Source organism: Halomonas sp. ML-15 (genome assembly GCF_014779595.1).
GTDB lineage: Bacteria > Pseudomonadota > Gammaproteobacteria > Pseudomonadales > Halomonadaceae > Franzmannia.
Map to the genome: position 1 here is coordinate 1,892,074 of NZ_JACXZT010000019.1, position 12,592 is coordinate 1,904,665.

The following is a 12,592-nucleotide window of genomic DNA, read 5'->3' on the forward strand; positions in this document are numbered from 1 at the left end:
TTGGAAATGGGTTTTCAATTTCTTCTGAGGATGGCATCATCGCCACATGACCACGATCCAAGATGCCCAGCCGCTCGAAGCGCGGATTCATGTGCACTACGACGCTCTGCCACCGGCGGAGAAGCGTCTGGGCGACCTGCTGCTGAGCTTTCCCGGAGATATCGCCACCTACAGTGCCGGCGAACTGGCAGAGGCAGCCGGCACATCACGCGCCGCGGCATCGCGCTTCTTCCAGCGTCTCGGATACAAGGATTTCAATGAGGCCCGCCAGCAGGCACGAGAGACCAAACGCTGGGGGTCGCCGGTCTATCTCTCATCCGCCACCTCATCCGGCGTAAAGTCCGGCGATGGCATGCCGAGCCAGCCGATTGCCGACCATCTGAGTCAGGAGATCCACAACCTGACCGGCACCCTTGAGGCCATTCGCCCGGATCGCCTGCGTGATGCGGTGGACGCCATTGCCCACGCCAGACGCGTCCATGTGGCCGGATTTCGCAACAGCCATATGCTCGCCAGCTATCTGCAGCGGCAGTTGCAGATCGTGCGCCCCGACGTGGCCCTGCTGCCGAAATCGGGCCAGACCCTGGCCGAGGACCTTGTCGACATCGGCGAGCAGGACGTGCTGATCATGGTCGGCATGCGCCGTCGCGTGGGCATGGTCTCGCGCATTCTGGAGATTGCTCGCCAACAGGGTGCTCGCACCCTGTTGCTGACCGACCCTTCGGCGACAGAATCGACGCGTGATGCCACCTGGACCTTTGCCTGCCAGGTGCGTTCAGAATCGCTCTTCGATAGCTATTCGGCCACCATGAGCGTGATAAACCTGCTGTTCACTTCTCTGTTCCACCACGAGTTACACCAGGGGCAGGAACGCTTGAGACGAATCGAAACACTGCATGACGAGCTCGATGAGCTTGATGCCTTCAGCTGGCTTTCCCAACGAGTCCCCAGCGCAAAATCGTAACTAAAGAGGTACAACACAACAAAAACCTCACGATCAACTCCCTCTTCAATCAACACCACTCTTCACGATTACCTACGGCGATCAATCAATATTGATCGCCAGACTCTTCGTTCTTATTCGTAAAAACCCTTCCTCTCCACTACCTCAATTACCTCCCTGGCTCCTCTCCACCTCCTCATAACCTTCATCGGATAATACACTTATAGCTAAAGCATTATATCAGTGCATCGTTGCACCATTATAACCCATTAAAGAAAAACTCGACTCACAACTCTCTCCATAGATCATAGCTATCTATTTGTTTTTAAAGAACACACATCATGAATGGAACGCTTATTGAATGTGGATACCTAGATAATTCACCGTGAGCTCCCCTTCGCTATGAACACCCTTCACCACCGACTCACTCGCATCAGTGAATCTCTCAATCTCTGGGTGGAACGCTGTGCCGTGGCACTCCTGGCAGTACTGGTAGTGACCGTATGGTTGGGTATTCTTTCCCGCTACGCGCTGCCCTGGAACCTGACCTTCACCGAGGAGCTGGCACGCTACCTGATGATCTGGGTTGCCCTGCTGGCAATATCAATCGGCATCTGCAAGCGCCAGCATGTCGGCATGCTGGTGATCTTCGATCGCCTGCCCAGAACGCTACGCAAGACTCTCGCATTCTCTTTCGACCTGATCGGCATACTGTTCTTCGCTGTCATGTTCTTCTACGGGCTAACTTATGTGGAACGCGGTTTCAACCAGTCCACCATGATCTTCGGCATTCCCCGGGGCTACCCCTACCTGATCATCCCCATCGCCTCGGGCATGGCATGCATACAGCTCGCACTGGCCGCTGCCCGTGACCTGCTGGCCAGGTCACCGCGGCCAGCCCTGGACGCGTCGGAAAGGACTCTCACATGATCATTGTCGCTTCAGCTTTCTTCATTCTGCTGTTCCTCGGCATGCCGGTCGGCATCGTGCTGGGCGTCGCCGGCATGATCGGGATCTTCGATACGGGCGGCACAGGCTTCCTCTCCATGGTGCCGGATCGCTTCTTCTCGGGGCTCAATCTGTTCCCCTTTCTGGCCATGCCATTCTTCATTCTTGCCGGCGAGATCATGAACCGCTCCGGCCTGACCATGAACCTGGTCAACTTCGCCCAGGCGCTGGTGGGCTGGCTACGCGGCGGCATGGCCCACTCCAACATGCTCGCCTCGGTGATGTTCGCCGGGCTCACCGGCTCGGCCACCGCCGACGCCGCGGCCTTCGGCAACACCTTGGTGCCGGCCATGAAGAAGGCCGGCTATTCGGGGTCCTACGCCTGTGCCGTGACCGCCGCCGGCTCGATCATCGGCCCGATCATTCCCCCCTCTACCCTGGCGATCATCTACGGCTCGTTGATGGGGGTCTCCATTGCCGGGCTGTTCGCCGCGGGAATCATTCCTGGGCTGCTGCTGTGCCTGGTCTGCATGTGCCTGATCGCCGCGACTGCACGCCGTCTCAACCTGCCCAAGGACGACCGCCGGCCGAGCCTGACCCGTATCCTCAGGGAGTTTCGCTACAGCGTGCTGGCGTTGATCTTGCCGGTGTTCATCCTGACCGCGATTCTCACCGGCATCACCACGCCCACCGAAGCCGCGGCGCTGGCGGTGTTCTACGCGCTGTTCGTAGGCTGCGTGATCTATCGCAACATCAGCCTGCGCGACCTCTACGAGATGCTTGCCCGCACCACCCTGATCACCGGGGTGATCTTCCTGATCATCGCTTCGGCATCGATTCTCGGCTGGTGGATGACCTTCAACCAGATCCCCCAGTTGATCGCCAGCGGCTTTCTGTCGATCTCCGAGAATCCGGCGGTGGTGGTGGGCATGATCATCGCCCTGCTGCTGTTCATCGGGCTGTTCATGGACATCAACGCCGCGCTGATCATCCTGGCGCCGGTGCTGGCACCACTGACCCTGGCGATCGGCATGGAGCCGGTGCATGCCGGCATGATCATCATTCTCTCGCTGACCATCTCGCTGATGACGCCACCCGTCGGGGCCTGCCTGTTCGTGCTGGCCTCGGTCACCGGCGAACGCATCGAATCCATCACCCGTTCGCTGTGGCCATTCATCGTGGTGCAGCTACTGGTGCTGATCCTGGCGGCCTATTGGCAGCCCATCACCCTGTTCGTCCCCCGTCTGCTCGGGCTGGCCGGCTAGCGCCGGCGCCTGGCGGACCTTCGTATCCAAGGAGTCCTGCATGACAACTCGCCCCTTCCCTACCACACGCTGTGCCCTGGCCACCGCCACCCTGTCGCTGACCCTGCTCGCCAGCGTTTCAGTTCACGCCGCCACTACCATGCGCATCGCCCACCTCAATCCGCCGGAAGCCACAGCAAGCAACTCAGGCGCCATGACCGCGGTGTTCAAGCAGCTGGTGGAAACCGCCAGCAACGGTGAACTCATGATCGAGGTGTATCCCGCCGGCCAGCTCGGCGAGGATGCCAACGTCATCAACCAGGTCAGCCAGGGCATCGTCGAATCCACGATCTCCTCTGCGGGCGGTATCGCCGAGCACTATCCACGGATCGGTATCTTCGACATCCCCTTTGCCTTTCCCAACATCGGGGTTGCCACCGAAGTGATCGACCTTTCCAGCGACTTCGGCCAGATGCTGGCCGCCGACCTGGAAGCCGAGACCGACGGCCTGAAACTGCTTGGCCTGCTCGACAGCGGCGGTTTCTTCCACTTCACCAACTCGGAGCGGCCGATCACCTCGCCTGCCGATATGGAGGGGCTGCGGATCCGCACCATGACGTTGCCGACCCATGAGGCGATGATCAACTCGCTGGGCGCCCGGGCCACACCGCTGGCATGGTCGGAGGTCTATACCGCCCTGCAGACCGGTGTGGCGGATGGCCAGATGAACCCGATCCAGCAGACCGCGTTTGCCAACTTCGATGAGGTTCAGGAGTACCTGACCATAAGCAACCACCTGATCACGCCCTATCTCTGGCTGATCAATGACGACTTCTACGACGGTCTGTCCGAGGAGCACCAGCAGATCATCGACTGGGCCAGCAAGGTGGCGGTGGATGCCGGTCGCGCCATGTCGAGGATCATCGAGGCCTCGGATGGCGGCCTGCCCAAGCTCTCTCAAGGCATGGAGGTCAATACCATTACCCCCGAGGCGCGTGAAGCCTTTGTCGAGGCCGCCCAGCCCGCCGTTCGTGAGGTGATCGTCGATCGCTATGGTGACGACGGCGTCGCCCTGCTCGACGCCATGCTGGATGCCATCAGCGCAGCTCAAGAGTAAATCGACCAGTACGGCGACTGATCACGCCGTGATCAGTCGCTGCAGCTCCTCCAGATAGCCCTCCATGACCAGATTGGGGGGCGCTCCCTTGCGAGTGATGGCGCAGTAGCGGGTCAGATAGTGCCAGCGTTCGGGATGCAGGGGTCGCATTCGGCCGTCGCGCACCCAGCGCTCGGCATAGTGGGTCGGCAGGTAGCCGATATAGCGCCCGGAGAGGATCAGGAAGGCGATGCCTTCGCGGTCGGTGGCCGAAGCGGCGGCCTTGAGTGGCTCATGCAGCGCCTTGACCTCCGGCGTCTGCGCATACGCAGGCACCACGGCGTCATGCTCGGCCAGCTGCTGCTCGGTCAGCGCATCCGCCGTGAACAGCGGATGCTCAGCCGCGCAGTAGAGCTGCGAGTGCTCCTCGTAGAGGGAGAGATAGTTCAACCCGGCCAGGGTCTTGAGCGCCGGAATCACCCCGGTATGCAGGCGGCCATCCAGCACCGCCAGTTCGATCTCGCTGGGGGGCATCATGCGGATATGGATATGTACCTCCGGTCCGCGCTCCTTGAGGGCGCTCAGGGCATGGGTGATATGCATCTCGGGCATGGTCACCAGGTTATCGGTGATGCCGATATTGAGCTCCCCCTTGAGCCAGGCATGCAGGCCGTTGACCCGGGTACGAAACCCCTCCACCGCGGCCAGCAGCCGTTGGGCAGCCTCATACACCTCAGCCCCTTCATCGGTAAGCGAAAAGCCGCTGCGCCCCCGCTGGCAGAGCCGCAGACCGAGCCGGGTCTCCAGGTCGTTCATGGCCATGCTGATTGCCGCGCGGCTGATATTGAGCTCCACCTCGGCGGCAGAGAAACCGCCGCACTCCACCACCTTGCGGTAGATCCGCAGCAGGCGCAGATCGGCATCACTCACTTGACCGCTCAGGGCCGCTTTGCGCCGCGACATCGATTCAGCCTCTCGCTCGACGGCCATGGCCGTCACGGTGAAAGTTAACCATATGCTTGCATAAGCTTAAAAACTTCTAGATTTAACTTATCACCGGCCGGGTCTAGGCTGCTAGTCAGAATGCCAATAATAGCGGCCACGAAAAGGGGTTACCGTCATGTCACAGCGAGAGTTATCGCCCACCGCCGGGCTAAGCGCAGAGCAGCTGGATGCCTACTGGATGCCCTACACCGGCAACCGCCAGTTCAAGCGCGACCCGCGGATCATCGTCGGCGCCAAGGGCAGCTACTTCACCGACGCCGAGGGGCGCCAGATCTTTGACGGCCTCTCCGGCCTCTGGACCTGCGGCGCCGGCCACTGCCGCCCGGAAATTACCGAGGCGGTAAGTCGCCAACTGGGCGAACTGGACTATTCGCCGGCCTTTCAGTTCGGCCACCCCAAGGCCTTCGAACTGGCCCATCGGCTGCGTGAGATGACCCCCAAAGGGCTCGACCACGTCTTCTTCACCGGTTCCGGCTCCGAGAGCGCCGACACCGCCCTGAAGATCGCCCGCGCCTACTGGCGCAAGAAGGGCAAGCCCACCAAGACCAAACTGATCGGCCGCATGAAGGGCTATCACGGCGTCAACTTCGGCGGCATCAGTCTGGGTGGTATCGGCGCCAACCGTGCGCTGTTCGGTCAGGGGGTCGACGCCGACCACCTGCCCCATACCCTGCTGGCAGAGAACGCCTTCACCCGCGGCATGCCGGAGCGCGGCGCCGAACGCGCCGAGGAGCTGCTGGAGTTGATCGCACTGCACGATGCCTCCAACATAGCAGCGGTGATCGTCGAGCCGATGGCCGGGTCGGCCGGAGTGATTCCACCACCGGTCGGCTACCTGCAACGCCTGCGTGAGATCTGCGATGCCCACGACATCCTGCTAATCTTCGATGAGGTCATCACCGGCTTTGGCCGCATGGGTGCAATGACCGGGGCCGATGCATTCGGCGTGGTGCCGGATATCATGAACACTGCCAAGCAGATGACCAACGGTGCGGTGCCCATGGGGGCGGTAATCGTTCAGGGCGAGATCTACCAGACCTTTATGGAGCAGGGCGGGCCTGACTACATGCTCGAACTGCCCCACGGCTACACCTACTCCGGTCACCCGGTGGCCTGTGCCGCGGCGCTGGCGGCACTGGATGTGCTCGAGAATGACCGTCTGATCGATCGCGTGCGCGAGATGAGCCCGGTGTTCGAGTCGGCCCTGCATGAGTTAAAGGGCACGCGCTACATCAGCGATATCCGTAACTACGGCCTGGCCGGCGCCCTGCAGATCGAGCCCTATCCCGGCGAGCCGACCCGGCGGCCCTTCGAGATCGCCATGAAGTGCTGGGAGAAAGGTGTCTATGTGCGCTACGGCGGCGACACCATCCAGCTCGGCCTGCCGTTTATCGTCGAGCACGAAGAGATCGACCGCCTGATGAATGTTCTGGGCGATGCCATCGGCGAACTCGACTGAACATACTTACACACGTTTCTGCTAGAGGTATTGTCATGACCACGCTTGGCCACTTGATCAACGGGGTACGGGTCGCAGACGGCCGTCGCACCCAGGATATCTTCAACCCCTCCACCGGCGAAGTGGGCAGCCAGGTCAGTCTGGCCAGCAAGGCCACCGTCGAAGAGGCCATCGCCGCCGCCGAGGCCGCTTTTCCGGCGTGGCGCGACACGCCCCCCGCCAAGCGCGCCCGGGTCATGTACCGCTTCAAGCAGCTACTGGAGGATAACGCCGACGAGATCTGCCGCCTGATCGGTCAAGAGCACGGCAAGATCGTCCACGATGCCAAGGGCGAGCTGCAGCGCGGCATCGAGAACGTCGAGTACGCCTGCGGTGTCCCCGAACTGCTCAAGGGCGAACACAGCAAGAACGTCGGGCCCGGTATCGACTCCTGGAGCGAATTTCAGCCGCTGGGCGTGGTGGCCGGCATCACCCCGTTCAACTTCCCGGCCATGGTGCCGCTGTGGATGTACCCCATGGCCATCGCCACCGGCAACACCTTCGTGCTCAAGCCCTCCGAGCGCGACCCCAGCTCCACGCTCTATATTGCCGAACTGGCACTGGAGGCGGGCCTGCCCGCCGGCGTGCTCAACGTCGTCAACGGCGACAAGGAAGCCGTCGACACCCTGCTCGACGACAGCCGGGTCAAGGCGGTGAGCTTCGTCGGCTCTACCCCCATCGCCGAATACATCTACAGCCGCGCTAGTGCCAACGGCAAGCGCTGCCAGGCACTGGGTGGCGCCAAGAACCACGCCATCGTGATGCCGGATGCCGACATGGACAACGTGGTCAGCTCGCTGACCGGCGCCGCCTTCGGCTCCTCCGGTGAGCGCTGCATGGCCCTATCGGTGGCCGTCGCGGTGGGCGATGCCGCCGCCGATGCCCTGATCAGCAAGATGCAGGCGCAGCTGCAGACCCTCAAGGTCGGCCCCTACCACGACGGCGATAACGACTTCGGCCCGGTGATCACCAAGGCACACATGGAAAAGGTGTGTGGCTATATTGCCGGCGCTCAGGAGCAGGGCGCCGAGATCGTGGTCGACGGCCGCGGCGTCGAGGTTCCCGGCCATGAGAACGGCTTCTACGTCGGCGGCACACTGATCGACCGGGTTACCCCCGAGATGACCTGCTATCTGGAGGAGATCTTCGGGCCAGTGCTGCTGGTGGTCCGCGTCGACACCATGCAGGAGGCGATGCAGCTGATCGACGATCACGAGTATGGCAACGGCACCTGCATCTATACCCGCGACGGCGAAGCGGCGCGCTACTTCAGCGACAACATTCAGGTTGGCATGGTCGGCATCAATGTGCCGCTGCCGGTCCCGGTCTCCTACCACAGCTTTGGCGGCTGGAAGCGCTCGCTGTTTGGCGACCTGGCCGCCTACGGGCCGGATGCGGTGCGCTTCTACACCAAGCGCAAGACCGTCACCCAGCGCTGGCCCTCTGCAGGGGTGCGCGAAGGCGCGCAGTTCTCCTTCCCGTCGTGAACGGACCAGACCAGCGGCAGTAACGGATAACCGCCGCCGATAACAGCCGAACCGGGAGACCGGTTCGGCTGTCTTGTTATCAGCGACGGGTTAAGCGACACCTCCGCTAGCATCGAATTCAGCGTCTCCCTGCCCTACTCTGGGCGGGATTGGCATTTCACGGCAATGGAGCGCACGAATGCAATCACGCTACTTCACTATCAACGACTACCCCAAGGGCACCCCGTCCCGCGACCTCTTCGAGCTGCATAGCCGCGAGCTGCCACCACTCGGCGACGGCGAGGTGCGGATACGCAACACCTGGCTTTCGGTCGATCCTTATATGCGCGGCCGCATGAGCGGCGTGACGACCTATATTGACCCGTTCGAGCTCAACGCCCCCCTCGAGGGGGCGGCAGTAGGCGAGGTGACCGCCTCCCGCGATGCCCGCTTCGCCGAGGGCGACAAGGTACGCCATATGGGCGGTTGGCGGGATATCGCTCAGTTGCCAGGCGATATGCTCGAGCCACTGCCCGGCATCGAGGTCCCCGAGCAGGCCTATCTTGGCGTACTCGGCATGCCGGGCATGACCGCCTGGACTGGCCTCAATCGCATCGCCGAGATGCGCGACGGCGATAATGTGCTGGTCAGTGCCGCCGGTGGTGCGGTGGGCTCGCTGGCGGTGCAGCTTGCCAAGGCCAAAGGCGGCAAGGTGGTGGGTATTGCCGGCGCGGCCGACAAGCTCGAGTGGCTCGAGCAGCACGGGATCACCGCGGTGAACTACCGCGGCAGGAGCGCCGATGAGCTCAGCCAGGCGCTCAAGGAAGCGTGTCCGGAGGGCTTCGATGTCTACTACGAGAACGTCGGCGGCGACTGCCTGGAAGCGGCGCTCAACAACCTCAAGGTCGGCGCCCGGATCGCGGTGTGCGGGATGATCGCCCGCTACAATGCCGAGGCGCCGCAGCCCGGGCCGAGCAACCTGGCGATGATCCTGATTCGGCGGGCGAAGATGCAGGGCTTTATCGTCTTCGACCACTGGGATGAGTATTCACGCTTCCTCGACGAGGTCGGCCCCCAAGTCGCCAAGGGCGAGATCGACTACCAGGAGACCGTCGAGAGCGGTCTTGAGAGTGCCCCGGACGCCTTCCTCAAGCTGTTCGAGGGCGCCAACCACGGCAAGATGCTGGTCAAGCTGTAACCACGACCCGGCAGGCAACGCTCATACCAGCGGGCGGCCCTTGGGTCGCCCGCATCTTGCTGCTCAGGCCGCCTGGATCGCCACCTTGAGTACCCCGTCGCGCTGATGGGAAAACAGCTCGTAGGCCTCGACGATATTCTCCAGCGCATAGCGGTGAGTGACCATGGGGCCGAGATCGAGACGACCGGCGGCGATAATGCTCATCAGCCGGCGCATGCGCTCCTTGCCGCCGGGGCATAGCGAGGTGATGATCTTGTGATCGCCGAGGCCGGCGCAAAAGGCCCCCAGCGGAATGGTCAGATCCTCGGAGTAGACGCCGAGGCTCGACAGCGTACCGCCGGGCTTTAGCACCCGCAGCGCTGACTCGAAGGTCTGCTGCAAGCCGAGCGCCTCGATGGCGGCATCCACGCCGCGCCCCCCGGTAAGCTTGAGGATCTCCTCGACCACGTCGACCTTGCGGAAATCCAGGGTCACGTCGGCGCCCATCTGCTTGGCCATCGCCAGGCGCTCGTCGACGCCATCCACTGCAATGATCATGCCCGCACCGCGCAGCCGCGCTCCGGCGGTAGCGCACAGCCCGATCGGGCCCTGGGCGAAGACCGCCACCGTATCGCCGATCTTGATCCCGGCGGACTCCGCCCCGGCGAAGCCGGTGGACATGATATCCGGACACATCAGCACCTGCTCATCGGTCAGACCATCCGGTACCGGCGAGAGGTTGGCCTCGGCATCCGGCACCAGCAGATACTCGGCCTGGGCACCGTCGATGGTGTTGCCGAAGCGCCAGCCACCCATCGGCTTGTAACCGTGGCTGTGGTGGCCGCCGTCCTGGGCGCTGCAGCCGTCCTGGCAGGCGTAGGAGGTGAAACTGGGACAGATCGCGCCGGCGATCACCCGCTGCCCTTCGCGGTAGCCCTTGACGTTGGCGCCGAGCTTCTCGATCACCCCCACCGGCTCATGGCCAATGGTCAGGCCGCGCTCCACCGGATACTCACCCTTGAGGATATGCACGTCGGTGCCGCAGATGGTCGTGGTGGTCACCCGCATCAGGGCGTCGTTGGGGCCGATCTCGGGAATCGGTTTGTCGTCGATCTCGATACGACCGGGCTCGACGAAAATAGCGGCTTTCATCATGGCTGGCATGGGGCAACTCCTCTGCGCGGTAGATCAGGGCACTGCTCCATCAGGCCACACCCACATGCAACGGTTATTGTCCTGGATCAAGGCCGGGGGTTAAGAGCAGAGGGGGTCGAAGGGGCCCCCACCATAGCCAGCTTTTCCACGGAACTGCTATATTGCCTCGACGACACCGCCGACGAGACTGGCCCATGACCACACCGCCGCATAACGCCCCCGGCCAGCACTGGAATGCTGCTGACTACGCCCACCACGCCGACTTCGTGCCGAGCCTTGGCAGCGAGGTGGTCAAGCTGCTGGCCCCGCAGGCCGGCGAGCGCATACTCGACCTCGGCTGCGGCGACGGTGCGCTCAGCGAGCGCCTGGCCAAGCTCGGCGTCGATATCGTTGGCGTTGACGCCTCGGAGGCGATGGTCGAGGCTGCCCGTGAGCGGGGCATCACCGCACAGGTGATCGACGCTCACCGGCTGCCGTTCGACCACGAGTTCGACGCCGTCTTCAGCAACGCTGCGCTGCACTGGATGCTCGAGCCCCAGGCGGTGATCGCCGGGGTCAAGCGGGCGCTCAAGCCCGGCGGGCGTTTCGTCGCCGAGTTCGGCGGCCACGGCAACGTCGCCGCCATCTGCACCGCGCTGCTGGCCTCGCTGCAGTTTCGCGGCATCAGCGCCCGCGGCCGCCACCCCTGGTACTTTCCCACCGCCGAGGAGTACCGCCAACTGCTGGAGAACGCCGGCTTCCGGGTCGAGGAGATCGCCCTGATACCGCGGCCCACACCGCTGTCTACCGGCATGTCGGGTTGGCTCGAGACCTTCGCCAACCCCTTCCTGCACGGTCTCGACGAGGACGTGCGCGAGGCGGTTCTGGAGAACACCATGACGCTGCTCGCCCATAGCCTGCGCGATGACACCGGCCACTGGAGCGCCGACTATGTGCGCCTGAGAGTGCGCGCCCGGGTGTGACAAGGCGGCGCGAAATGCGCACAATACTGGCCCTAGTTATCGATTGGTTCTCAGCGAGGCACCCCACGGCATGGCATTCAAGGTCTACGTAGACGGGCAGGAAGGCACCACTGGCCTGCGGCTGTTCGAGTATCTCAACGCGCGCAGCGACATCGAACTGCTGCGCATCGACAGCGACAAACGCAAGGACCCCGTCGAGCGCGCACGCCTGCTGAATACCGCCGACGTGGCCTTCCTGTGCCTGCCGGACGCGGCCTCCCGCGAGGCCGCAGCGATGGTCGACAACCCCGATACCTGCCTGATCGATGCCAGCACGGCCTTTCGGACCGACCCTGACTGGGCCTACGGCCTGCCCGAGCTGGCCCCTGGCCAGCGCGACGCCATTCGCGCCAGCAAGCGCATCGCCAACGTCGGCTGCCACGCCAGCGCCTTTATCCTGCTGGTGCGCCCGCTGGTGGACGCCGGCCTGCTGCCCGCCGACTATCCGCTGTCGGCCTTCTCGCTGACCGGCTACAGCGGCGGCGGCAAGCAGCTGATCGCCACCTACGAGGCCGACCATGATGGCCGGCTGCAGGCGCCGCGCCCCTACGCCATGGGCCTGGCCCACAAGCATCTGCCAGAAATGCAGCAGCATGGCCGCCTGGCCCAGCCGCCGGTGTTTTCACCGGTGGTCGGTCCCTTCCTCAAGGGGCTGGCGGTCACGGTGCCCCTGCAGTGCTCGCACCTCAAAGCCGGGGTCAGCGCCGAGCAGCTGCTCGATGCCTACCGTGAGCGCTACGCCGGCGAGCCCTTCGTCCGCGTCCACGGCGTCGACGATATGGCCAACCTCGACGGCGGCTTCTTCGACGTCGAGGGCAGCAACGAGACCAACCGCGTCGACCTGTTCGTATTCGGCAGCGCCGAGCGGCTGTGTCTGGTATCGCGCCTCGACAATCTCGGCAAGGGCGCGGCGGGCTCCGCAGTGCAGAACATGAATATCCACCTCGGCCTCGACGAGAGCATCGGCCTCGACGCCTAAGCCGCCCTCGCTAGACGTGTGGTCGGGCCGCGAGCTTTGCGGCCGCGGCCCGCTGCTCGGAGCCGGTCCACGCTGTTCGC

General features: G+C 63.4%; 11 protein-coding genes. 9 read left to right on the forward strand and 2 right to left on the reverse strand.

The window, feature by feature from the left end; genetic code table 11:
* Nucleotides 1-46: 46 nt before the first annotated feature.
* From IEI94_RS20535 to IEI94_RS20550, 4 genes are all read left to right on the forward strand, one after another.
* A complete protein-coding gene (locus IEI94_RS20535; protein WP_191169068.1) occupies nucleotides 47-964 on the forward strand; it encodes a MurR/RpiR family transcriptional regulator in 918 nt (305 codons plus the stop codon).
* Nucleotides 965-1,345: 381 nt separating this feature from the next.
* Nucleotides 1,346-1,873 (forward strand): TRAP transporter small permease, encoded by a 528-nt coding sequence (locus tag IEI94_RS20540; protein WP_191169069.1) that lies wholly within the window; start codon nucleotides 1,346-1,348, stop codon nucleotides 1,871-1,873.
* Nucleotides 1,870-3,156 carry a TRAP transporter large permease gene (locus IEI94_RS20545; protein WP_191169070.1) on the forward strand — a complete coding sequence of 429 codons (1,287 nt, stop codon included), beginning with the start codon at nucleotides 1,870-1,872 and terminating at the stop codon, nucleotides 3,154-3,156. The genes IEI94_RS20540 and IEI94_RS20545 overlap by 4 nt, the downstream gene beginning before the upstream one ends.
* A gap of 40 nt (nucleotides 3,157-3,196) precedes the next feature.
* The gene (locus IEI94_RS20550) at nucleotides 3,197-4,252 is read left to right on the forward strand and encodes a DctP family TRAP transporter solute-binding subunit (protein WP_191169071.1); all 1,056 of its coding nucleotides are present in this window, start codon (nucleotides 3,197-3,199) and stop codon (nucleotides 4,250-4,252) included.
* 21 nt (nucleotides 4,253-4,273) lie between these two features.
* Here IEI94_RS20550 and IEI94_RS20555 read toward each other — a convergent pair whose 3' ends face one another.
* Nucleotides 4,274-5,194, reverse strand: coding sequence for a LysR family transcriptional regulator (locus IEI94_RS20555; RefSeq protein ID WP_191169072.1), 921 nt, complete (start codon nucleotides 5,192-5,194; stop codon nucleotides 4,274-4,276).
* A gap of 157 nt (nucleotides 5,195-5,351) precedes the next feature.
* Here IEI94_RS20555 and IEI94_RS20560 point away from each other — a divergent pair, with 157 nt between their 5' ends.
* The 3 genes from IEI94_RS20560 to IEI94_RS20570 all read left to right on the forward strand — a co-directional run bounded on the left by IEI94_RS20560 (nucleotide 5,352) and on the right by IEI94_RS20570 (nucleotide 9,398).
* A complete protein-coding gene (locus IEI94_RS20560) occupies nucleotides 5,352-6,695 on the forward strand; it encodes an aspartate aminotransferase family protein (protein WP_191169073.1) in 1,344 nt (447 codons plus the stop codon).
* 35 nt (nucleotides 6,696-6,730) lie between these two features.
* A complete protein-coding gene (locus tag IEI94_RS20565; protein WP_191169074.1) occupies nucleotides 6,731-8,221 on the forward strand; it encodes a CoA-acylating methylmalonate-semialdehyde dehydrogenase in 1,491 nt (496 codons plus the stop codon).
* Between the two features lie 178 nt (nucleotides 8,222-8,399).
* Nucleotides 8,400-9,398 carry an NADP-dependent oxidoreductase gene (locus IEI94_RS20570; protein WP_191169075.1) on the forward strand — a complete coding sequence of 333 codons (999 nt, stop codon included), beginning with the start codon at nucleotides 8,400-8,402 and terminating at the stop codon, nucleotides 9,396-9,398.
* Between the two features lie 63 nt (nucleotides 9,399-9,461).
* Here the strand turns inward: IEI94_RS20570 and IEI94_RS20575 are convergent, their stop codons facing one another.
* The gene (locus IEI94_RS20575) at nucleotides 9,462-10,541 is read right to left on the reverse strand and encodes an NAD(P)-dependent alcohol dehydrogenase (protein ID WP_191169076.1); all 1,080 of its coding nucleotides are present in this window, start codon (nucleotides 10,539-10,541) and stop codon (nucleotides 9,462-9,464) included.
* 185 nt (nucleotides 10,542-10,726) lie between these two features.
* Between IEI94_RS20575 and IEI94_RS20580 the strand changes: the two genes are divergently transcribed.
* Complete coding sequence (locus IEI94_RS20580) at nucleotides 10,727-11,494, forward strand: class I SAM-dependent methyltransferase (RefSeq protein ID WP_191169077.1); 768 nt, start codon at nucleotides 10,727-10,729, stop codon at nucleotides 11,492-11,494.
* A gap of 70 nt (nucleotides 11,495-11,564) precedes the next feature.
* A complete protein-coding gene (gene argC / locus IEI94_RS20585) occupies nucleotides 11,565-12,512 on the forward strand; it encodes an N-acetyl-gamma-glutamyl-phosphate reductase (protein WP_191169078.1) in 948 nt (315 codons plus the stop codon).
* The last annotated feature ends 80 nt before the right edge of the window (nucleotides 12,513-12,592 follow it).